Annotated in this window: 17 protein-coding genes and 7 pseudogenes; 3 read left to right on the forward strand and 21 right to left on the reverse strand. The window is 32.1% G+C overall.

Annotated features, from left to right (window positions below):
* On the forward strand, window positions 1-399 hold the full coding sequence (locus bhDAH_RS05530; RefSeq protein ID WP_015633317.1) for a hypothetical protein: 399 nt from the start codon (window positions 1-3) through the stop codon (window positions 397-399).
* A 159-nt stretch (window positions 400-558) separates the two neighbouring features.
* Here bhDAH_RS05530 and bdr read toward each other — a convergent pair whose 3' ends face one another.
* The 11 genes from bdr to bhDAH_RS07495 all read right to left on the reverse strand — a co-directional run bounded on the left by bdr (window position 559) and on the right by bhDAH_RS07495 (window position 9,761).
* A complete protein-coding gene (bdr, locus tag bhDAH_RS05535; protein ID WP_064536687.1) occupies window positions 559-1,275 on the reverse strand; it encodes a Bdr family repetitive protein in 717 nt (238 codons plus the stop codon).
* Between the two features lie 30 nt (window positions 1,276-1,305).
* Window positions 1,306-2,064 (reverse strand): hypothetical protein, encoded by a 759-nt coding sequence (locus tag bhDAH_RS05540; RefSeq protein ID WP_062706056.1) that lies wholly within the window; start codon window positions 2,062-2,064, stop codon window positions 1,306-1,308.
* Window positions 2,065-2,453: 389 nt separating this feature from the next.
* Window positions 2,454-3,593: a hypothetical protein gene (locus tag bhDAH_RS05545; protein ID WP_062706048.1), complete on the reverse strand. Its 1,140-nt coding sequence runs from the start codon at window positions 3,591-3,593 to the stop codon at window positions 2,454-2,456.
* A 597-nt stretch (window positions 3,594-4,190) separates the two neighbouring features.
* The gene (locus bhDAH_RS05550) at window positions 4,191-4,340 is read right to left on the reverse strand and encodes a hypothetical protein (protein WP_155719677.1); all 150 of its coding nucleotides are present in this window, start codon (window positions 4,338-4,340) and stop codon (window positions 4,191-4,193) included.
* Between the two features lie 53 nt (window positions 4,341-4,393).
* Window positions 4,394-5,233 (reverse strand): hypothetical protein, encoded by an 840-nt coding sequence (locus bhDAH_RS05555; protein ID WP_015633336.1) that lies wholly within the window; start codon window positions 5,231-5,233, stop codon window positions 4,394-4,396.
* Complete coding sequence (locus bhDAH_RS05560) at window positions 5,226-5,651, reverse strand: hypothetical protein (RefSeq protein ID WP_015633335.1); 426 nt, start codon at window positions 5,649-5,651, stop codon at window positions 5,226-5,228. Before bhDAH_RS05560 ends, bhDAH_RS05555 begins: the two co-directional genes overlap by 8 nt.
* Before the next feature lie 111 nt (window positions 5,652-5,762).
* Window positions 5,763-6,272, reverse strand: a complete 510-nt coding sequence (locus bhDAH_RS05565; RefSeq protein ID WP_064536689.1) for a coiled-coil domain-containing protein — start codon at window positions 6,270-6,272, stop codon at window positions 5,763-5,765.
* Window positions 6,273-6,387: 115 nt separating this feature from the next.
* A complete protein-coding gene (locus tag bhDAH_RS05570; RefSeq protein ID WP_241762549.1) occupies window positions 6,388-8,103 on the reverse strand; it encodes a hypothetical protein in 1,716 nt (571 codons plus the stop codon).
* Window positions 8,104-8,223: 120 nt separating this feature from the next.
* The gene (locus tag bhDAH_RS05575) at window positions 8,224-8,991 is read right to left on the reverse strand and encodes a hypothetical protein (RefSeq protein ID WP_015633333.1); all 768 of its coding nucleotides are present in this window, start codon (window positions 8,989-8,991) and stop codon (window positions 8,224-8,226) included.
* A 443-nt stretch (window positions 8,992-9,434) separates the two neighbouring features.
* Window positions 9,435-9,629: a hypothetical protein gene (locus bhDAH_RS05580; RefSeq protein ID WP_043924564.1), complete on the reverse strand. Its 195-nt coding sequence runs from the start codon at window positions 9,627-9,629 to the stop codon at window positions 9,435-9,437.
* A 6-nt stretch (window positions 9,630-9,635) separates the two neighbouring features.
* Window positions 9,636-9,761 (reverse strand): hypothetical protein, encoded by a 126-nt coding sequence (locus bhDAH_RS07495; RefSeq protein ID WP_257722535.1) that lies wholly within the window; start codon window positions 9,759-9,761, stop codon window positions 9,636-9,638.
* Between the two features lie 1,419 nt (window positions 9,762-11,180).
* Between bhDAH_RS07495 and bhDAH_RS05585 the strand changes: the two genes are divergently transcribed.
* The gene (locus bhDAH_RS05585) at window positions 11,181-11,615 is read left to right on the forward strand and encodes a hypothetical protein (RefSeq protein ID WP_043924561.1); all 435 of its coding nucleotides are present in this window, start codon (window positions 11,181-11,183) and stop codon (window positions 11,613-11,615) included.
* Here bhDAH_RS05585 and bhDAH_RS05590 read toward each other — a convergent pair.
* From bhDAH_RS05590 to bhDAH_RS05620, 6 genes and pseudogenes are all read right to left on the reverse strand, one after another.
* A pseudogene (locus tag bhDAH_RS05590) lies at window positions 11,611-12,170 on the reverse strand (variable large family protein); the annotation flags it as partial. The gene bhDAH_RS05585 and the pseudogene bhDAH_RS05590 sit on opposite strands and share 5 nt — an antisense overlap.
* 163 nt (window positions 12,171-12,333) lie before the next feature.
* Window positions 12,334-13,314, reverse strand: a pseudogene (locus bhDAH_RS05595) (variable large family protein); the annotation flags it as partial.
* A gap of 260 nt (window positions 13,315-13,574) precedes the next feature.
* Window positions 13,575-14,215, reverse strand: a pseudogene (locus bhDAH_RS05605) (Vsp/OspC family lipoprotein).
* A 279-nt stretch (window positions 14,216-14,494) separates the two neighbouring features.
* Window positions 14,495-15,520 (reverse strand): annotated as a pseudogene (locus tag bhDAH_RS05610) (variable large family protein); the annotation flags it as partial.
* A gap of 104 nt (window positions 15,521-15,624) precedes the next feature.
* Complete coding sequence (locus bhDAH_RS05615; RefSeq protein ID WP_015633331.1) at window positions 15,625-16,707, reverse strand: variable large family protein; 1,083 nt, start codon at window positions 16,705-16,707, stop codon at window positions 15,625-15,627.
* Window positions 16,708-16,875: 168 nt separating this feature from the next.
* Window positions 16,876-17,935 (reverse strand): annotated as a pseudogene (locus bhDAH_RS05620) (variable large family protein).
* 232 nt (window positions 17,936-18,167) lie between these two features.
* On the opposite strand from bhDAH_RS05620, the gene bhDAH_RS05625 reads away from it, so the two are divergent.
* Window positions 18,168-19,256, forward strand: a complete 1,089-nt coding sequence (locus bhDAH_RS05625; RefSeq protein ID WP_015633330.1) for a hypothetical protein — start codon at window positions 18,168-18,170, stop codon at window positions 19,254-19,256.
* 394 nt (window positions 19,257-19,650) lie between these two features.
* Here bhDAH_RS05625 and bhDAH_RS05630 read toward each other — a convergent pair whose 3' ends face one another.
* The 4 genes and pseudogenes from bhDAH_RS05630 to bhDAH_RS05645 all read right to left on the reverse strand — a co-directional run.
* On the reverse strand, window positions 19,651-20,565 hold the full coding sequence (locus bhDAH_RS05630) for a P12 family lipoprotein (RefSeq protein ID WP_015633329.1): 915 nt from the start codon (window positions 20,563-20,565) through the stop codon (window positions 19,651-19,653).
* 1,124 nt (window positions 20,566-21,689) lie between these two features.
* Window positions 21,690-21,916 (reverse strand): annotated as a pseudogene (locus bhDAH_RS05635) (variable large family protein); the annotation flags it as partial.
* A gap of 330 nt (window positions 21,917-22,246) precedes the next feature.
* Complete coding sequence (locus tag bhDAH_RS05640) at window positions 22,247-23,308, reverse strand: variable large family protein (RefSeq protein ID WP_015633355.1); 1,062 nt, start codon at window positions 23,306-23,308, stop codon at window positions 22,247-22,249.
* Window positions 23,309-23,444: 136 nt separating this feature from the next.
* A pseudogene (locus bhDAH_RS05645) lies at window positions 23,445-23,864 on the reverse strand (variable large family protein); the annotation flags it as partial.
* Window positions 23,865-24,070 lie beyond the last annotated feature (206 nt).

Consider the following 24,070-nt stretch of genomic DNA (forward strand, 5'->3'; position numbering starts at 1 on the left):
ATGAGGTTTAGTTTGAAATATCTAGCAAGAAGGCTATATATAAAGCGCCATAGGTTTTGGAATACCTATATGAGCGATGAAGTGCAGTCTAAGAGAGCAGACGATACAATAATTAATTTTCCAATACTTAGCCCTGCAGACATTGACTATGAATATGTATATGCATACGTTAAAGATTGGGTAACAAAGAAATATACAGATGATCTTGACATTATGATTAATAAAATAGGCAATGATGATTATTATTGTGAAACAAAGCGTGGTTCTTTGATGAATAATATTTTGGATAGGATTCATGAAGATTATAGGGAAATATTTCTTGGTAACTTAGAAAAAAGGGTTGTTGATAAGAATCCTGAGGTTTTGTTGTTAAGGGGTTTGGGGATGTTGGCTCCTTAGAGACAGAAGAAAAAGCTTCTGAAGGTAAATTATAAGCTAAGCAAGTTAAGACTGCTAAAAAGGTTAAGCTGACAAGTAATTGGGTTATATGCCATTCTGACTTGTGTGAATTACTGATTTTGTAGTCAAATACCATAGAATTAGTAATTCACATTTACTTTACTTGCCCAAGACTGAATAAATAATTGAAATTAATGTTAAAAAAATTCCTATATTAAGTGTAATAATAGTACCAAGCATCCAATTATGTAATCTTAATGTACTCTTAAGTTCCATTTTGTTAGCATCAATCTTGTTATCAAGTTTATTAAATTTAGTATCAATCTTGGTGTTAAGATTATTCTCAACAGTATCAATCTTGTTATCAAGGTCTTTAATGTCAGATTTTAACTCATTTCTAACGTTATCAATTTTGTTATCAAGGTCTTTAATATCAGATTTTAATTCATTTCTAACGTTATCAATTTTGTTATCAAGGTCTTTAATATCAGATTTTAATTCATTTCTAACGTTATCAATTTTGTTATCAAGGTCTTTAATATCAGATTTTAATTCATTTCTAACGTTATCAATCTTGTTATCAAGGTCTTTAATATCAGATTTTAATTCATTTCTAACGTTATCAATCTTGATGTTAAGATTATTCTCAACAGTATCAATCTTGTTATCAAGGTCTTTAATGTCAGATTTTAAGCTTGCTCCAACCTTTTCAAGCTTAAGGTTAAAAGTAGTCTCTAAATACTCAATATCTTTATAAGTAAGCTCATTACGATAATATCTGTAAGACAAATCAGTAGCAATATCTCTATCAATACCAGCTTTAACAAGTTCAGCGATAACCATTTGTTGAGTAACTATCGGTTGAGGAAGTCCCATAAAATCTCCTTATAAGTATTATACATTGTTTTATTGCAAAAGGATATGAGAGAATAGTTGTTTTTGAGTTCTATTAGTTAATTTATAATTAATACCAAGTTGTTTGAGGTGTAGATTAATATAAGATTTGAGCGTATGTAAGTTTTTATTTGATTTATTATCAAGGAAAAAGGATTCAATTAGGGTAGCAATATTAGAGTACAATTTATTATTGCTATTTTTATAGAAAATCAAATTAGAGGTATGTATGCGTAATGATTGAAAAGAATTAATAAACTTTAAGTTTTTATAGCTATTTAGAGGAGTAGCTTTGCTTACAAGTTTGATATGCTTATGTTTTAGATTTTGTGAAGAGGAGTGGTTATAAAAGCAAAAAGCATTTTTTCTATGGGAGGAATTAAGAATAGTATAGTAAATAGATTCTAGACGTTTAGTGATGACGTTTGATAAGAATAGTTTTTTAAGAATACGATTAATTTTCCAAGCAAGGATAGTAGAATTAAGCTTTTTTAAAGAATAAACGGCGTTTGTAATTAGTTTTGAATTAAGCAAAGTATGCTTTTTAATTTGTAGACCAGAAGAAGATAAAGTATAAGAAATAACATTATCTGTAAAGTTAGTGATAGTAAAATTTTTGTTATTTAGAGTGAACAGAGGGATACCGGAAGAGAGTATAATACCAATTGATTTAAGCTCTGTACTATTTGATAATAAGAAACATTCTTTAAGATTTATTTCAAATGAGTCAGTAGTAAATATTTTAGTAAAAATATTTTTTATACTAACCATTGTAGCTAATAGGAATCAAAAATAATATTAAAAAACTTGAAACAACTTCTCTCATATTTTAAAAATCAATTTTCATTATTTCGTCGCACACAAATCCTACATATATCAAAACAACTGATATAACACACTAATAAAACAGCAATAAATAAAGGGAAAAAACACACTGCCAATATAAACAAAATACCTATAACAATTGATATAAATCCTATCCTTCCTCCCTGTTATGCCATGTTGAATTTGCAATATATAGGTAATTAACAAGGGAACCATACCAAAAAAATGGCTCCAAACGTTATAGAAATAATATATAAACCCAAAAAGAAAAGAAATTTAAACATTCAAAGCCCAAATTTCTTATTCTTTTTATTATTATTTTTTCAACAACTATCTTAAGTTAATACCTGTTGCACCAATTCTTTTATTTTTTCCTTCTTATCTCTTACCAGATTTTCAAATTCTATGATGGTTTCTTCTTTGAAAAAACTATTCAATCGCCCTTTTATTTCTATTAAATCGGATATACCTTCCAAATTCTTTATTTCATTGATAGCTTGTTTTAAAAGCTCTTCCCTTCTTTCAAATACCTGTTTTAGCAAATTATCAATTTTAACAATAACATCTGCATCAAATTTTGGATTCTTGAAAAGTGAATTATTTACTATCTGGGAACTAAGATAATTTGTTAATCTTATTATACGATCCGACAAATCAAATAAAAGTGCAAACATATTATCAATAGGATCATATATATCCTTAGATTGCACACTTTTGCCATCAAAATTGCCTAATTTGGCATGCCTCAATAATGGCAATAAATAGCGCTCGAAAATCGATGTTTCTTTAAGATCTTTTGTTACGCTCATATAAACATAATTTCGACCTCCAGCAAAATTACTATGATCAACTCCCCTTACAGATAAACTCCTCATTTTTTTTGCTGTAAAAAAGAACTCTCCAGTATCCCTTTCAAGACCAGTGATTAACAATAATTTCCTAAGTTTTTGAAGATAGCCATCAAGTCTACCTGCCAAACTCTTATAAGAAGCTAGTTTTTTCTGTTTTTCTAGTCTTTGCTGTTCTTCCAGTTTTTTCTGTTTTTCTAGTCTTTGCTGTTCTTCTAGTCTTTTCTGTTCTTCCAGTTTTTTCTGTTTTTCTAGTCTTTGCTGTTCTTCTAGTCTTTGCTGTTCTTCCAGTTTTTTCTGTTTTTCTAGTCTTTGCTGTTCTTCTAGTCTTTTCTGTTCTTCCAGTTTTTTCTGTTCTTCTAGTCTTTGCTGTTTTCCTAGTTTTTTCTGTTCTTCTAGTTTTTTCTGTTCTTCCAGTTTTTTCTGTTCTTCTAGTTTTTTCTGTTCTTCTAGTTTTTTCTGTTCTTCTAGTTTTTTCTGTTTTCCTAGTTTTTTATCCGCCACTCCAAAAACATTTGAAATTTCACTCTCATGACTTGCAATCTTATCTAACTCTCTTTGAGTACTTTGGGAACAGCCTAGCATAAATACAAATAATGCATGAATTCCCACATAAAATATTTTCATACCTAAATATCTCCTTTTTTAAAATCATAATAAAACGTACTAAAAATCTTGGGTATTTGTTGTGGACTCAAGACAACCGTATGTTTTGCAACCGATAAACATAAATATTATTACAGTGGATTACAGAAAAGATAATAATGATATTACTAAAATGTTATTTATCATAAATATTCCCCTTTCTTGCTATCAAATAATAGTTATTCTTAAATAGAAGTTAACACTATTTCATTTAAAATATCAAGCTCATTTAATAAAAATAATTAAATTATTAATAAACCAATCAACATTGTATATGATAATATACTAAAAAAATCATTACTACTTTGCAAGATACATTTGTAAATGTGCTATTATAGAAAAGTCCTTTTGTTTCTTGAAAATATTCGATTTTTTGTACAATACGTTTTTCATTGACATTTGCAATATGCATACCAATACTCTTATTTAATTTACTCGTATCTTTTAATAAAATAGGTTTAGTTACAATAAATTCCCGTCAACAAACAATTTTAAACATAATTTTGTTGTTTCTGGTGGTGTTACTACAAAACAATGTTTGATGAATCCAAATGGATTAATAGTAGTGAGTCTTATTATTTAAGTTTCTACTTGCAAAAAGAACAAGAATCTTGAAGGATTTAATAAAAAAATATTTGGATTTATATCTAAACGTAAAAAAACAAAATACTTTAGTATACTAGCTAACTTTTCAACACTTTTAATCTTTCCAACAGTATTTTCATCCATTTATATAAATATGGATACTATTTTATGTTTTTCAAGATTGTTTTGGATTTTTACTAAATTCTAGACCAGTAATTTGACATATCATCAACATTAAGTACCAATCTTTTCCTATCTCTTATAACCAAACCTCTATTCATTAAGTCCGATAAATAATTCCTTATTCTATAATAAGATAAATTCGTATCTTTCTTAATTTCCCTCAAAGACTTTATAGTACGCTTATCATCTTCTAAATTAGATGCAATAAACTCAAGTGATTCATCAACTCTTTTAGGCGGTTTTTTATTCTTTTCCAAACTAGGGATTCGACTACCTTGTATCTTTTTAGCCTTACTTCTTGTAGGCAATGGGATAGAGTGTAATAACTTTTGTTCATAAAACTTGTGATAAGCATTATGTATTATACAGAATGCCATTGCTAAAAATATATCTGGACAGACAGACAACAATAATAATGAATAAACAAAAATTATATTAAGATAATCATCTCTAGCAATAACAACTGATGTTCCATTTAAAACATTAGCCGCTTTAATGCGCTTATTATTTACAGCTGTTGTTTCAATCAAATTACCAAGCTTGAAATGCAAATCTTTCAAAGATTGTAAATATTTATCCCTTTGATTAAATAAAGCCTTATTTTCTCTGCTCGCATTTTCAATTTCTCTCATGTAATCTTGCTTCATAGTTTTACATGTAAAGTCCAAATTCAAGTGCTTATTCTTGGCAAATTCTATACGATCATTATTATTCTTAATCTTAACATCAATACTAACTATTTCACCCTCAATTATCCGCTCTTTATCAGAAAGTAGCCTGCGCATACCTTCCTCTTTTTCACTTTGACTTTTTTTAACGCTCAAAACAGCATCCCTAATAGCACCTTCAAACATCAAGCATCAAGCTAAAGAAACTCTCAAAACTCATCCATGAACTTACAGACTGTGTTACAAGCCCTATCACTAGTAATACAAATATTGCTACTCTCTCTAAGCGCGCAAACACTGAAGCCTTAACAATATCCTCCACTACACGCTTCCTTAGTAAGGACAGAAAATACAATAATATTGAAGATGGTACCATTATAATGACTATTGTAAATGACAGCGTGTGATATAATTTAGCATTACTGCCAACATTATAACTTGCAAATCCTCTATGAGAATGCACCACATTGGAGAAAAATAAAAAGAGAGCAAACATTATCAACCAAATGTTACGAATAAAAAATTCAACATTAAGTCCCAGGGAATCTAGAATACTAAATTTCACACCACAATTTTTTGTTATATTACATTTTTTACTTATCATCAAAGACCCCTCTCTTAATTATATTTCTATACAACTAACAATTTTACATACCCTTGACTACTTGTGATGAAACACTCAAACTGTATGTTGAAATACAAATTGCTGTCTCTACTAAGAAATTCCTAAATATTTTCCTAAAGCCACAAATAATTGTGCTACAAAATATGACGCAGCAAGCGCAGCAACAACTGTCAAAGATGAAATTAACTGCCCCTTAAATCCTAACCTGCTCTCAATCAAAGTCAATCGAGAATTGATTTGTCCTAAATCAGTTTTAACAGCCTCTATCTTTTCATCAAGCTTATCTACCCTAGCATCAAGTTTATCTATCTTCGCATTCAAATCATTTTTAACAGTATCTATCTTCTCATTAAGTCTAGACTCTACTCCTTCTATCTTCTCATTTAAATCACTCCTGAATATATTTATCTTGTCATCTAAATAGTGAAAATTATCCAACATTCTATCTTGAAAAATATCAAACTTTTCTTCAAGAACATAATAACTAATAATCTGACCATCAAATGTCACACTATGATAATCTTTCTTAACTCTCTCAGGCCTAACTGCACTCTTAGCTATCTCTTCATCATTTACTTGTTTTTTTTCTGCAACACCCATATTTAACCTCGATTAATTCTTTACATTCTAACTAATTATAACATATCAAGCTTCAATTACTAATTGACTCTTTTCAAAAGAGTCAATTGATTTTCTCGATTGTTTAAATATTTTTCTATTCAGCCATCCTAAAACTCATTGAATGCTCCCGAGCTTTAAGCATACGCACAAGCTTATCGGCATCCAAAACATCACCATTGAAATTGTAATTATTAATAATTACTTGTCCCTTACCATTTCCTTCACTTTTTTGTATTTTATTAATTTCCTCTGCAATAATTCTTGCCTCAAGATTACGCAAATTTTCATCAATTGGCGCTGGAGTTACTCTTACAAGCTCGCTCTGGCCCATCTCACTAGTCATCAGTCCTGCACCAGGCATATATGTTGGTCTTGTAGTCTTAAACCGGGCACCTTTGCGTGCAAGTTTAATTTCCTGCACAGAGCCTGCAGATTTTACTTTTGCTATTCTCTTTAATATCTCGTCTAATACTCCTTGAGCACGCTCTAAATCACTAGCTTTGCTCCAGTACCAATTATATGAATTTACTTTATCAACTTCTGCCTGGGCCTTAATTCGCTCCCCTTCAAGATTTTCAAGTTTACGATGACGTTCCCCTTCAATCTTTTTAGAATCTTCTGCCTTAGTTATTGCTTCACTCTCTTGTTGTCTTTTAGTTTTATACTCACTCTCTACTTGTGCAATCCGTTTTTGAAACTCCTCACCAGATATTTGCCCCTTACTTTGTGCCTGCTTCAAAAATTCAATCTCTTTACTATATTGGTCATCAAGCTCTCCTAACTTCTCTTTTCTCATTGCAATCTCACGATCAAAACCTTCTTCAAGACGAACAAGTGCAACCTCGCTTTGTTTAGCTAGTTCCTCTAAATCCTTGTCACGACGCTCTTCAATCTCTTTAATTCTTTGCTCTTCAAGTCCCTTGAAAATACCCACAGCAAAACTTAAAGTAGCTGAAGCCATTGCTCCCCAAGGGCCCATACTTGCTATCATGTCTTTTGATACATCAAATAATGACTGAGTAAGGGTATCTGCACCCTTAATACCTGCTACAACATTTTTTCCCAAATCTTCAGTAACAACTTTATTTACAACACCCGAAAGACTTTCTAATAGTGAAACAAAATTATCACGTAAACCCCCTGCCACCTTTTCGGCTTGACTTGCAATTTGAAGCAAAGTATTTTTATTTGATTCATTAAGTTTTTCAAATTCTCCCTTATGCGACTCTGCAAAATCACGGTAAAGTTTATTAATCTCAGCTTGCATATCAGCACTAGCCTTTTCTCTCTCGGCTAAAGGACGCATCATGACTTCAAACTGCATTGAAATGACCCTTTGTTGCAAATCTTTGTGTGCCTCTACAAATCTTCGGTCAGTAGCAGTCTTACTAAATTCATTAACCCCCTTCTGCAGTGCCGTTAGCAAATTTTTATTTGATTCATTAAGAGACCGGAAACTTGATAAATACTTATCAACAAATGCTTTTTGCTTTTCATTAATAGTATTAGCAAGTTTTTTCATTGCTTCCTCTTGGGCTTCATATGAAAGCATCAAAATCTCTCTATTAAGTCTTGCTATTTCATCTTGCAAATCCTTGTATTCATTTACAAAACCGAAATTAGACTTTGCAAAATTATTTACATCTCTCTCAACATTGGCAAGTGTTTTTTGATTCTCAGCAGTTAGCGAGTCAAAACTTGCACCATACTTAGCAATAAATGCCTTATTTTTAGCATTAATTATAGATTCTAAGCAACGGGTGGCTTTTTCTTGCTCTTCCAAAGGTTTTAAAGCTACTTCTCTTTGCATTTTGCAAATCATCTATGGAAGTTAAGCTTATCGACATATTAAGAGTATCACTATCATTAATATCATTACGCTGACTCATATATTAGTAAATCTCTTTTAGAATATTGGTCAAAATTACTCTCAACTTGAAATAGTAATCTCAATAACTTCTTGTGGATAAAAATGAATAACCCCTGCTGATTGTATTGACGCATGAATATAATCACCATCAGGACCTGCAAATCTTCTAAAGAATATTTCAGGCATCATTGGCAGAAACATTGCTTCTGGATTTGGCTCATAAAGAACTGGATGCTCAAGTCCTTTAAACACTAAAGTTACTATATTATGGTCTTTTAGAAGCGCTTCTTTTACTGTTATGTATTGCGGTTCACTGTAGCGATCTAACAAAAGATGTGAAAACTTATAAGGTAAGAGTAGGTGGTAAAACCCATCAAGTTTTTTCTTATGCTCCTCAGATTCACGTTTAGCTTCCACAACTTTTTGATGCAAAACACTTCCACTAGTTAGTGATGAAGAAGATGTACTTGTTATTTTGCTTCTGCCCGTAAGTGTTGCAATACCTTCCATCTTAATATCAGGTTTTCCAAATACAATTGAATGATAAGCATCGTTCATAAGATCAAGTTCCAAATTAGCCTTAACTTCATCCTCACTCACATAACCATACATCAAATCTTTCAAAGATATGCGTTGCACTGTGTTAAATGCATCATGCATTTTATATTCCATCTCTTGCAATACTTTACGAACCACATAATGTCCTTGTCTAAGCTCACTTCTGCTTATAATCTTATAAGGTATGAGCTCTTCAAGGCCTTCTTTCACAAGTTGCACAATATCTCCACGATAAGTACCACTTGACTCTACAAAAATACTTGTACTCATTATCTACACTCCTCTAAATTATAAAAAATTTTCTACTACCACATCAGACTCTAAGTTTGCTAAAAGCTTTGAATCTTTAAATGCACACACTTCGGCATGCTTCTTTTTGACTAATAATTAGTGTATTTATGAAATATACTACATTACTGCTCAATATTAAGGTAAAATATGTCATAATTCCCAACACTCTAATTTCGCCCCTCTGTATCACCATTTGTAACTTGAGATAAGTACCATGTCATATACAAAATCATAAGATCCCTCTATCCAATACAAACTATCCTCATGATTCGGTTTGTAGCATTGGAAATGCTCAGAGTGATCCATTAAGATCGCACATTTACATTGGATAGAGTCCAAACATATGAACTAAACATCTCTCAATCAAATCTTTGATGTAAGTATACAAAGTATCATCCAAAACAGATGGCACATACCCTTATTTATCGGATAATACCTTCGATTCTCACCACCCTTCCAAATAATCCCCTATCTTCTACTACAATTGGCTCTCCAAGTTTACCAATGTAAGTCTTTGCTTGCTCCATATTCCCCCTCCCAACCCCAAATTGTATCTTCACATTATCAGCCTGCAAGCGTCTCTTAATCTCTTCAAAATTTTCATCACTGATAGCCAAATTACGCTACCTCCTCTCTTTGCCCTTAACGTTTTCTCTATAAACATTCAAATCAACAATACGAACACCAACAGCAAATTTTCTTGTCAAAGACATACCAAGATCATTTTTTACAAAAAAATCACGTATCAATAGAATTGTAGTTAACGGGAAATTGAATAGGTTTCTCAAAGACAACATTCAAAAGTTTAGAATAATCGTTCACATTAAAGCTAATACTCTTAGTTGAGTCTAAAACCTCACGATTGACAAACTTTTCTAAAATACCTTTGAATAACGGTTTACAGCCCTCGCTACCTTTACATATCATATTATCCTTTCTTTCCTAAAGAATAGAAAGTCCGAAAATTCATCAGAAAGGCCATTTACATCAAATTTAAAGATACTTGATGCGGTCTTTAGTGTAGGGTCTTACGATTTTAAGATCTAAAGACGCACTAGATACATCAGCGTAAGGAGTTAAATCAAAGAATTGACCCTCATCAATAAAAAAGACAATACTAAGACTAGAGCAACCACAATGCTCATTCTCTTCCTGATCATCTTCAATATCAACAGCATCAAGCGGATATCAATTCTCCATTAACAATCCTAAAAGAATCATCAACACTTAAAGGGGATAAGTCATCAGAAGGAAGTAGTATTTTCAAGATTAACTAAATCTACCGCCTTTCCCTCTTCTAAAGCATCTCCAACTTCAACTTCTTGTTATTGCAAGTTCACAAATCCTCCCCTTGCCTACCCTACTCCTGTAAGGACACACTTGAGTATACTTACGATATACATTAAGAGCAATGGGCTTGACTGATGCTATGTAAAAATACACAATCAATTGTGCAAGCGGTTATACAATTACAACGAGAAAGCACAAATCTTAATCAAAAAGCAATAGAAAGAGAAAAACAAGCTCAATAATTAACCAAACATTCAAGAAGTACTATACAAAACCCAAAAAAGAACAAAAAACTATTATAATATTTAATCTATCCTTATAGATTAAATATTATAAACATCCAATTTTGCTATTTTACAAAGATTGTCTCTAAGTTTTGCATAAAGAAGAGAATTATATATAAAATAATCCAAAGAACATACAAAAATTTAGCTTTGGATTAAAGGTAAACTATGAGTAGTTTAGCAAAAAAGAAAAAATTCAAATCACAAGACACAAAAGACCAAATAAAATCAACACTAAAAAACCTTTTATCCTTAAACAAGAATAAAACATCCCCTGATATTAAAAAAATCTTTGTATTGCAAGTTGAATCGCAAATAAGAAAAATGTTCAAACGATACAATAGAATACTTAAGGTTTATTGGACAATAGATACCAAAAATATAAATTATAAACAATCAGATGAAGCTGCAAGATACTCAGCAAGCAATATTCTACAGCATTGTAAATAAACCATTAAAGAATGATAGTCAGAAAAAGTATGCAAACGAACTATTGTGAAAGACATAAAAGCCTCTAAATGAAATAGGACTAGTGAAGTCCAAAATTAGAAGGTTTGACAAACACAAAGGAAGTATTGCCCACTATATACAAACATGGTCTTTGCACATATGCACAAAGACATAATTTTAAATCACCTCAAAGAACTCCCTAAAGAAAATCTAACGGACATAAGAATTATTGGGGATTTCGATAAAGACATAGAAAAAACAACATTTAATTGCACAGCTCTTGAAAAATTTGGAATACTACCTAAATTAAGTGAACATAATAAAATAACCGTAATGTCACATGTAATTAATAAAGCTAATATAAGCTATATAAATAATAAGAATTCTAGAAAAATGCTTTCAACAAAAACTTTTTCCAGTAACCCAAAAGCAAGACAATCCAAATTCAAAAGAGATGGTTTAGAGACAAGGCTTATCTCTAAACATAAAATCGGTAAAAGATATCTAAATCAAATAAAAGAATGCAGTAACAATAATGCACTTGCTGCTACGATTTGTGCTTCTTCACAGCACCATTAACTTTCGCAGCACTAAACAACTTGCCAATTGATTTTTTGCTCACTCTTTGAGGTCTTAGTAACTTCTGCGTTTCCTTCACCTTGCTTGAGAAACTATCCCAACTTTATTTTTTTGATTCCTTTAACAAGTGCCGTTTACGCTTTCGATATCTTCGGGTTGAGAGTCCTGGTCTTTAACAGCATTTTCAATAGCAACATAACCTCCAGCCCCTTTTTCTCCTTCTTTAGCTCCTGCCACAATCTTGTCTAATATATCAGTGATAAATTTATCAACGACTGTTTTAACTTTTGCGTAATTACCATTCTTAATAACTTCAAAAGTTAACTTCTCTTTAACTGATGTCATCATTTTCTTAATATCAATGAAATACTTTCCTATATCGCTTTTCTTAGTATCTACCTTAATACCCCAAACGCATCTGCAACCATTTCTACAAAAGAAATAATAAATTGATAAAAACTCTTTCTCTAAATTAGCTATTGAGGTTAAAAAAACGGTTTTAGGATCCTCTACCTACCCAATATTATAGCTTACTAATGCCAAAAATAAAGTCATTATTATTGCAATTATTCTTTTTTACACTTCAGGACTACTTTTAACTCATTCATTACCTTCAGCATCGGAACTATTGCTAGCAAATAATTATCATGCTTTACAGAGAATAAAAGAAGTATTTTGCTTACAATGACTTCTTATTTTTAGTATTTATTTAATAGGACTAGTTATTAATAGCTTTAGAGGTGCTCTGTTCAGGACTTATAGGAGTATCATTAGCATTAATTTTTATAGCTTCTTTAACAATCTTAAGGCCTGCGTCAATAGTTTTCCTTATTGCAATAGTTAGTGTGTCTAGTGCTTTAGTTACCGCACTTACTGCTGCTCCTTTAACTGCTTTCTCCGCATCAGCATCACCATTATTAACATTAGCAAATTTACCACCTTTAGCCATCGCTCTTAATACTATTCCACCTGCTATGGTCCCATCCTTAGCATTAACGCTAATAGCATTAGCAGCACCATTATTCTTAGCTAACTTAGCAGCATCACCATTTTTAACTATAGCTTGCAAGATATCTGCTCCGGTTACTGCTCCTACTGCTTTAACTGCATCAGCTGCTGATTTTTTTGCAGCAGCAGCACTAACAGCAGCAGCATTACCAAACAACTTACCTGCTTCACCAGCATCATTACCCCTTGCAGTAGAACCATCTTCAGCCTTTTTATCATCTCCAGCATCAGGACTCCCTTCTTTCCCAAGCACTACATCTACAATCTTTCCAATCCCTTCACTAAGAGGCTTAACTGAAGCTTCTTCAGCTTTGGTACCAACACCAGCAGCACCACCTTTAACAACATCACCAATTGAGTCACCAGCATCACCAATAGCCTCACTAACGGTCTTAGCCCCATCAATTATCTTGTCAAGAGTATTATCAATGAGTGTTTTTACCGCAGTCTCAGTTGCAGAGGCATTAGGATTTCCTTCTCTCTTCATGTCAGCAACAATTTTATTAAGCTTGTCCTTAGTGCCTTGTATAGTATCTTGCACTGTCTTAAAATAAGCTCCAACATCAGACTTTTTTGTCTCTGTACTAAAACCTAATACCTTGGAAACTATATCTCCAAATGATGTAAACACATTTAAAAAATTATTACCTAAGTCTATTACTGACTTTAAAAACTTACTCTGAGGATCTTCCAATTAAAAAAATCTAAGTTCTCATTAAGTTATAAAATAAGTTAAAATCAAGCCATAAATGTAATCTAAGAGATAAAAGTCATCAAAATAATCTAAAAAGTATAATAATGTATTAAAACAAGTAAATATAGGAATAAAAAACAAAATAAGCTAAGAGAACAAACTCCTAGCTTATTACTTATCGACTTTATTTTTTCAGTTATTTGCCTATGAATTAAAAACTAATCTTATAACAATTACCTAAATTATTCATTCCTTAGTTAAGGCTTAGCAGGAGCTGTAAGCTCATTAATTGCAGATTCTACTGCAGCATTGGCAGCCGTTAACAATACATCAACTGATGTGTTCAAGGCAACAAGCTCTTTTGCTCCGTTTTCCCCATCAGCTTTATTTACACGATCCATAGCTTTTGGGCATTATCTTTAGTAGCAGCTCCTTGATCAACCCCTAACTCAGCATGTTTGCTCTTGAGTTTATCCAGAAATGCCTTAGTTGCAGTTGTAAAATTAGTTACCTTTTCATCCAGATTTTGTTCCTTAAAAGATTCCAAAACGCTTAAAGCTTTTGATTTCTTATCTATATCTAATACAATACTATAAACTCCTGAAATCAATGAAGTATTTTTATCAGTACTACCATCATCAGTAAGAGTACCGTTATTTTGAAGTTTCTTACCAATAGCTTTAGCAAGCTCGTCAATAGACTTAACTAAAGTATGAACTTCTTTAACACTTGCTGCAAAATCACTAGCATCTTTTATTTTTGCACTTATTTTTGCCAAATTAAGTACTGTTCCATCAGGCTTAGCTATTTCCTCACTTTTAAGATCTGACCCTCCATTATTACATGATATTAATACCATAAATAAAGTCATTATTATTGCACTTATTCTTTTCCTCATTTCATTATTACACACATATTTTTAAATCTTAAATTACAATAAAAACATACTTTTAATATCATACTTGCAATTATTTATATTCAATCTTTACTCATATAAACAATTTTATATACAAATAAACATTCCCTAAATAACATTAGAAGCTAAGAGCATTACACTCCTAGCTTCCTATTCCTTTTTGACTTTATTTTTCCCTGCTCTTACAGCTTACTTAATCAGAGAAACTACACTCCTGCATTAAAAACAAGAAAAGCTTTTCCCTTAAATAACTTTATATTTTTAGTTTGATGATTTATTAGTAATTGGTTGAGCATCCCCAGATTCAGTAGCATCAGTTTCAGTAATCTCAGAATATTTTATTCCCTTTACTGCTTCTCTTATCTTATCTAGATTGCTACTTACTGTTTTCCTAATTATAAAATCAAGTACTCCTAATACCTTATTTACTGCGCTTACTGCTGCTGCTTTAACTACATCAGTATCTGCAGCATTAGCACTAAATTTACCTCCTTTAATCATAGCCTTAAGAGCTACTGCAGCTACTAGGTCTGCATTTGTTTTTGCACCGTTGTTAGCAGCAGCAGCATTAGCATTAGAAGCAGCCAGTGCACCAGCTTCATGATTATTGTTGTTGCCAGCAAGGGCAGCTGGCGCAGTAGCCTCAGCATTCTTAATTTTATCAATCATTGCCCATGGGTCTGCCTTAGCAACCTCAGATGCTAATTTATCACCAGCATTAGCAGCAGCATTCCCATTTGCACTACCAAGAACAGCAGAGGCATCAGTAGTAGCAGCAGCATTTACTGGTCCACCTGCATTTCCTTTTGCAATCTTTACTCCAGACTTATCTGCTACATCAATAATAGCTTTAATCCCTGCAATTATAGCTTCAACCCCATCTTTATCAGCAGCACCAGGAACAGCATCAGCATTATCACCAATATTAGTATCACCAGCTTCTTTAGCAACACCAGCAAGTTTAGTTAGGGCAGTAATTAGTTGTTCAAAGACATCACTAGCACTGTTAATTGCACTCTTAACAGCTTCAATTGTGCTGCTATTAGCATTTTTTGCTTCAGATATTTTATTTGATAGCTCTTTTAACTTATCCTTAGTAGTTGTAAGTCCATCTCCTATTTTCTTAAAGTGTTCACCTACTTTACTTTTCTTGTCACCAGATTTAACTGCATTAAATCCTAATGCATCACCTATTGCATTTCCAAAAATTCCAAATATATCTTGAAATCCTTGCCCTATTTTAATAAGTGAATCTAAGAAAGGATTTTTAGATCCAGCAGCCAATTTAACTTCTTATTTTTCATTACAACAATATAGAAGGCATCTGAGACGCATCTCTAAGATTGCCTTCTAATCTTACTTTTAAGTAATTAATCTAACTATCTATCTTATTACTGACCTGTTGCTTTTGGAGCTCTTGCTTTATCTATTTTTTCTTTTGCTTTCTCAAGAACATTCTTTACTGTCTTCTTAATTAGATCTTCTACTGCCCCTAATAGTTTATTTGTTGCATCTATACCTACTGCTTGTACTGCTTTGTCATTGTCATTATTATTTGAAGCCAATTTACCATCTTTAACTAAGGAACGTAATGCCATCCCTCCTGCTACTGCTGCTGCTTTAGCCGTTTCTTTTGCTAAATGATTTGCAGTCCCCCCTACTGCAAATTCCAATGGAGTTGTCTCTGCCTTTACATCTTCTGCTACTGCTTTAACATGTCCTTCTTGTGAATTAACTATTGATGCTAATATTTCTTCTCCACTTACCGCTGATACTATTAATGACGCTTTATCTGAATCTGTTGCTCCTGGCGTGTTATCTGTAGCTAATATTTTAACTCCATCCTTATTATCTAAATTATTTATTTTTACTGCTGTGGTTCCTGCTTTTGGCTCTGAAACACCCACTGCCTTTGCTATGTCTAATATTCCTTGTAATGCTTTAAGGGCTTTTTTTAACACATCCTCTTTTGCTTTTGCTCCTGCAGCATTACTTGCTGTCCAACTTACTGGATTAGTATCACCTATATCCTTCAAGGAATCTAAATGACCTTTTAATGTGCTTAAAGTAGTTTTAGCTGCATTAACTGCACTTCTAATTGCTACGGATATTGGTCCATCTTTAGCTCCTTCTACTTCTGACTTTTTTGCTACTTGTTCTAACTCTTCTGATGCTTTTCCAATCTTATCACCTAGACTGCTAAAATAGCCTCCTACATCCTCTTTCTTTGTAGTTGCTTTAGCAGTAAAGCCTAATGTATCTGAAACTAACTCTAAAAATGAATAAAAGACATTTTCAGCACTTCTACCTACATCCATTAAAACTTCACTTAAACTTCTTCCTCCTGTAGCTGCTGCTACGCCATCCTTCCCTGCTTCTACTGCCTGTTGTCCACATCCTATCATTAGAACAACTATCATCATCATTATACTTATATTTAACTTATTAATTATTGCACTTATTCTTTTTCTCATTTTTTTACGTGCCTCCTTTTAACTCAGAGGGCTAGATATAAATAAGAGAAACAAGTCTCATGCATAGAGAGCAATAGAAGAGTTCTCCTTAAATGACTTTATTTAGTTATGTTTATTAATAATTCTTTATTCTTATTTTTTCTTTTCAGTTTCTACGGGTCCAGTAGCCTATGCAGACTTATCTTCTTGTTTAACTGTAGCAAGAGTTTCATTTATTGTATTTAAACCACTATCAACAGTATTTCTAATAGTAATAATAATAGTACTTAATGTTTTGTTTACAGAACTTGCTGCCCCTTTGGCTGCCCTCTGCTTCAGTCTTATTGTCACCAATATCCTTAACAATAAATTTACCATCCTTAGCCATGGCTCTGAGCGCTATCCCTGCTGCAATAACCACATCTTTTTGGATTCCGAAGTAGTAAGTTTTTCATCATTTGCAGTACCAGTACCCTTGCTAAAGCCAGAGTAGCTGCATCTTTCGCATCCTTAACCGCACCATCTTTCCCAGCATTAGAATCCGCAGCAGCAATAGCTTGCAATATGTCAGCGCCAATTACTGCTCCTATTGATGCACTTGCTGCTGCTACATGTTTATCTTCAGCACCATTATTAGCCGCAGTCTGGGCCCCAAATAGCCTACCAATATCCTTTTTATCATCATTAACAGGTTTAGTCTTGTCTACTTGTCCATTTCCTTCTTTTATTACCAAATCAACTATTTCTTTTATTCCCACAATCAGATTCTTTACACTTCCTGCATTAGGACTATTCCCAGCCGCATCAGATTTTACAACCTCACTAATTGATGCTCCACCAGTAGCACCACTAACTGCTTTCTTTGCTCCTGCTGCGATCTTGTCTAATACTTCTGCGATAAACTTATCAACTACTTCCTTCACTTTTACATAATTACCATTCTTAGCAACTTCATCTTGCAACTTCTTTTTAACTGATGTCATTGTGTTTTCAATATCAGTGAAATACTTCCCTATATCACTCTTTTTGTATCTGCTTTAATACCAAAAGCCCCAGTAACCATATCTCCAAAAGTCACAAAAACATCTAAAAATCCTTTCCCTAAATTAGCTATAGATGTTAAATACACATGTTTAGGATCTTCCGCAACCCCACTGCTACTACAGCTTGCTAATACCACAAATAAAGTCATTATTATTGCACTTATTCTTTTCCTCTTTTTTTCCGTGCCTCCTTTTAACTTATACATTAGCTTCAGCATTAAAACTAAAGATTTGCAAAATATTTAGTTTTAATTATTAATGCAAGGAAAGAATTTATAGACAACTATGTACTATTTAATAGTAAAATAATTATTATCTTTATAAAAAGAAGTTAATAGCTTGCTTAAAACATTTTATTTTTAACTCTTTCTAGAATTCTTTGATAACCGATTTATATTTAATGCATCAATCTAAATTAAAAGGAGAGATGTTAAATATATGAAATCAAAGACAAAGTATTTAAGCTTAAGCTTGCTTTTAAATTTTATTAGTTGTGACTTACTATTTAATGGTGAACTTAAAGATAAATCCGTTGATTTACTCGGTAAAATTTATTCTGTATTAGATACTAGCAAAGAAACTGTTAATCCTTCTGATAATGCTCATCAAAATAGTATTCCTAAAAAGTCAAGAAAAAATAAAAGACATACAAAAAAAGATCAGTTACCACAAAGAATAAGTGGCTTTACTAAAAAAGGTACTCTTCAAAGCACAGAAGGGGAAACAAATTTTCCAAGTCTTAGTGGAATATCCCCTGTTGGCATTAATTACAATGCACGCCCAGACAATTTTAAAAACACCTCAAGTAGCAATTATCTTCAAGGCAATGAAATCATCGATTCAAATAGCCTTGACTTCTCTTATGACTCTGCATATAGCCTAAGTGGACAAAACAGTTTTAGTCAAGATTACTATGAGGAAGATGAAGACGATTACAATTACAACAACTATGATCAGGAAGATGAGGATGAAGAGGACGATGACAACTACGGGGAATATGAAGACGAAGACGATAAAGAAGAGGCAAGATTAGACAAGGAATACAAATCACGTTCAAGAAAAACCAAAAATAGCGTGAAGAAAGCACTTGAAATAGCTAGACAAATAAGATATGATTGGGGGACAGTTGAATTCCTTACAATGAAATTAGACCCTAATTATGGAATAAGATCTACAAAAGAGGAAAAACAAGAGTATCAAGAAAAATTATCTAAGTTTAATAAAAACAAGTTAACAGAAGATCTCACAAAACTTTTAAGTGCAATTGAAGAAAGTCTAAATGACGCTATAGCTCTTACTAATATTCCTGAATACCCTGGTAGCTTCCAAAGCGATCTAGATTCAAAGACAAAATTAGAGAAACTTAAAACAGAAATAAGCTCTTTGCTTGCAAAGGTGCAAGTAAGTCATAAAACTAATTATCAAGCATACAAAGAAATAGAATCACCCAAAAGAATACCTCCACAGACTAAATATGAGTTGAAGAAAGTACTAAGATTACTTGACGGCACTACTGGTGCTAGATAAATTTGTATTTAACAATTAAGTACTTTAAATTAAAAGTAAAGATAGTCTATAAATAAGCCTATCTTTACTTTTATATATACTCATTTAATTATTGTATAAAACCTTATATTCCTGATTTAACAAATCTCTCTTTTTTAAACTCTCAGCATTCAATCTTCATAAATCTTCAAAATCTGTTTATTATTCAATAATAATAAAAATCTTTAAAATATTTCAAAAACAGCTTAGGATAATAATCCTTACGCTTAAAATGTAATAAAAAAATAAATGCATAATCAAATTTTGAATATAATTATTTTTAGAAATTTATTTAAATAAAATTTAAGAGAGTCCCTTGTAAAAGGAACTCTTCTTGCAAATACTAATGTTTAAAATATTTAAACCTTTGCTATCTCTATCTTACAAGATTTGCTAAAAAAAATGTAGCCTCTTTAATGAGGTTTTCTATACCCTTCATTGCTCCCGCTGTTTCAATTATTCTCATAGAAGAAGATTCTAACTGCTCTAAAGAATTTTCTGCATATCGTCGTGCTTCTCTGGATAATTGTTTTGGCAAATTACTGTTTACTCTTCTAAAGGAGTAACCTACACGTGACGCACTCTCTAATCTCTTGGTAATAGCTTCTTTTAAAGTTTTTTGTGCTTCTTCAAACAAGCATTTTGCAGATATTCGCTCATTAAGTCCACTATCAACTTGAGTCATAAGCATATCAAGATTAGACCTCTCCTCATTTAACCTATTTTGCAATTGAGTTAACTTTCTTATCTTTTCTATATTTTCCTTATGCTTTTTGCTTAGTGATGTTCTTTCACTCTGAATTTTTTCCATTATATCATAAAAATCAGCTCTTACTCGCTCATATCTATCTTTAAGCTCATGTGCATTCTCAATTAATTGCTGGAATCCGGATTTCTCAAGAACACTTTTTACCTTTTCAATTTCTGCTTCTGCTTCCTTTTCTTCTTTAGTATTTGGAATTAAATCCTCTTCTTTTATCTCTATCTTTTCTTCTTGAATATAATATGGATACCCTTGTTGAGATACTGAAATCCCCACATTAACAGGCACTACAGGTTCTACTTCAATGTCTTGTTGTATTATTTCACGCTCTTCGAGACCATTGACAATCTCTTCCTGTTCTTCTTGAATGTCTTGATTTCCTTGTATATAGTGTAAATCTTTATTTTTTTTGTTTCCATCTAAAAATTTTTCCCTTGCTTCACCTAGCAAATCATTAAGGGCATTTATATCACATGATAACAAACACAATAACATGAACATACATACTGTTAAAATACTTTTCTTCATATTTGCCTCCTGGGATATTAAATTACTCAATTATTGGGTCTTAATATTGAAATAAAATAATTATTTATCAATATATACCATTTAATTTAAATGGCAAAAATAATTTTATAAAATTGCAATTATTTTAATCTATGTCAATTAAAAGCCATATAAAATTATTTTACTAAGTAAATTTATAAATCAAATAAAAAAAAGTTAAAAATAAAAACAGAAGCTAAGATCTTCTGCTACATTTTTGATATAATTTCTAAAAAATACCGAACACCTGTATAAATCTTTTGTATTAATTTTGAATTCTAAGCTCATTGGCTCTTTTAACCTTTAACAAGCTCACTTAAAACTATTTGCTATGTAATTACTGGTTGTGCATATCCCATAAAAAAACTCCTTATGTAATTGTAATATAATATTTTACATGCCATAAAAACTTTATCTTAGTAAAATGTGCTTTAAGAAAACGTATACCCAAAGCCAAGAGTAAACACGCTGCAATAATACTGCATATTTATTTTAAGTGTAAGAAATATCTTAGCAAAACTACTCTGTCCAAATACATTATCTTCAACATAAAGTATATTCAAATTAAGGTTAGTAAGTATGGTTTAATTTTGAATCATATGTTGGATGGTATTCGTAAAGCTCTTCTTAAATTAAGTGATAAAGTCTATCAATTAACTCAAATCGAGTTTAATAAAGTGTTCTGGATAGTTCAGCATCGGATTTAAATTTAGTCGATAACGCTTGATTTTTAGCTTAACATCAATAACCCTTGTCCCCTTTAGTATCTGTCATAAAGGTGATAGGGTTTTTTATTTTCGAACTTATTGTAGCTAAAATAGAGCCACTAAAAGTAGCATTTGTTGTCTTTCAGCTATCTTATTACAAGTTTTTTTAAAATAAAAGGAAAGCTTACTTCCCTTCCCTTATGCAAAGATAAAAGAAGCGTTTTCCTTGCAATGACTTCATATTTTAGTATCTAGTATTTATTTAACTAATTGCTAATAGTAGCTTTAAAGGTGCTCTGAACAGGACTTATAGACGTATCATTAATTAATCTTCATAGCACACTTATCATCCATTTTTTAAGGGCTGTTTGAGTAACTTGAACGGTATCTTGTTGTCTTGAAGTAAACTCCAATATCAGACTTTTTAGTATTGGTGTTAAAACCAAATGCACCAGCAACCATATCCCCAAATGATGTGAACACATTTAAAAAATCATTCCCCCCAAGTCTATTACTGACTTTAAAAATTTACTCTGGGGGTCTTCCGCAACCCCACCGCTATTACAGCTTACTAATACCATAAATAAAGTCATTATTATCGCACTTAATTTATTTCTTTCCAACATCTATCCCAATTTCCCTTTTGCTGCCCTTACCACACATTTAGCTTACTTTTAAAGTATTAATTATTTGATTACAATAAAAACATACTCTTAATATCATACTTGCAATTATTTATATTCAATCCTTACTCATATAAACAATTTTACATACAAAGAAACACTCCCTAAATAACATTAGAAGCTAAAAGCATTACACTCCTAGCTTCCTATTCCTTTTTGACTTTATTTTTACCTGCTCTTACAGCTTACTTAATCAGAGAAACTACATTCCTGCATTAAAAACAAGAAAAGCTTTTCCCTTACAATAACTTTATCCTTTATATTTACCCTTAACTAGTTTTTCGCTTGCTGACCACTAGTTGTTGCTTCTGCAGTATTAGTTGCTTCTACAGATTTATCTTCTTGTTTAACTGTAGCAAGAGCCTCATTTATTGTTTTTAAACCACTATCAACTGTATTCCTTATTGCTATTATTAGAGTGCTTAAAATCTTGTTCACTGCGCTTGCTGCTGCACTATTTATCGTCGTTACAGCCGCATCTTCATTGTTTTTAATAGAAAATGTACCATTCTTAGCCATTGCTCGCAGTGCAATGCCTGCAGCAATAACTGCGTCTTTTTTTGCTCCATCTTTAATCTCTTTTTTATTATCTTTAGCTGGAGCAACTGCAATCTCAGCTGCATCTGTTGCTTTTTCAATTCCATCAGTACTATTTGCAACAGGATTTTCCTTAGATTGTACTATAGCTTGCAAGATATCAGCACCTGTCACTGCTCCTATTGACGCTGCAGCTGCTTGAGCTGCCGCATTATCAGCTCTATTCGCATCAGTGGTTGCGGTAAATAATTTACCAATATCTTTCTTACTATCATCTTTAGTAGCATCAGCATCTGCCTTACCTTCCTTCAAGACTACCCCAACTATTTCTTTAATTCCTTTAACAAGAGAATTGACACTTGTTGCTTCTCCAGGTACAGCATCACCATTCTTAACAGTATTCCCAATAATAACATCACCAGTAGCCCCTTTAGATGCTTCTTTTGCTCCTTTCTCGATCTTTCCTAAGATTGCAACAAATTCGTCAACAGCTGTCTTTACCTTTGGATAGTTACCATTCTTAGCAACTTCATCTTGCAACTTCTTTTTAACTGATGTCATAGTGCTCTCAATATCAGTAAAATACTTCCCTATATCACTTTTCTTAGTATCTGCCTTAATACCAAAAGCTCCAGTAACCATATCTCCAAAAGTCACAAAAACATCTAAAAATCCTTTCCCTAAATTAGCTATAGATGTTAAATACACAGTTTTAGGATCTTCCGCAACCCCACCGCTATTACAGCTTACTAATACCATAAATAAAGTCATTATTATTGCACTTATTCTTTTTCTCATTTTTTTACGTGCCTCCTTTATTGCTCTATTTAAGTAAAAGAGCCGGATATAAATAAGGAAATACCTCTCATGCATCAAGAAAGATAGAGCATTCTACTTAAATGACTTTATTTGATTATGTATTTCTTATTAATTATCAGTTACTAACAGTAGATTTAGGGACACTCTGATAAGGCCTTATAGGGATATCATTAGCATTAATTTTTATAGCTTCTTTAACTGTTTTAAGTACTTCATCAAGAGTTTTCTTTATCGCAATAATTAGGGTATCTAATGCCTGAATCACTACACTTACTGCCGCTCCTTCAAATGCAAGCACAACATCATTAAATTCAGTATTAGCAACACCACCCTTAGCTCATTGAACGCTATAGCTCCTGCTACAACTGCATCTTTGGGAACAACACTAACAACAGCTTTTCCTTCTTTAAGTATTACGTCTACAATTGCCTTAATTCCCTTTATTGGGTTTGTAACATCGCCAGCAGCACCCCCCCACAGCAGAGTTAGCAACATTACCAATCGGGTCACTATCAGTACCAATAGCCTCACTTGCTTTGCTACGTCAATGATCTTATCAAGCATGTCATAACTAGTTTGTTTGCTGCGGTTTCTGATTTTTAGCTTGGTCTTAACCTGCCCTTGACTTTAAAATGCAAATGACTCAAATCCTTCAAACATTTTTTTATTAAAATGGGTTTACTTTTTAGTTACAATTGCGTTATTATAAATGACAGTAACTCATAAACAAGGGGATTAAAC

Origin of the sequence: Borrelia hermsii DAH, assembly GCF_023035675.1 — a bacterium.
In the GTDB taxonomy this organism is placed as follows: Bacteria; Spirochaetota; Spirochaetia; order Borreliales; family Borreliaceae; genus Borrelia; species Borrelia hermsii.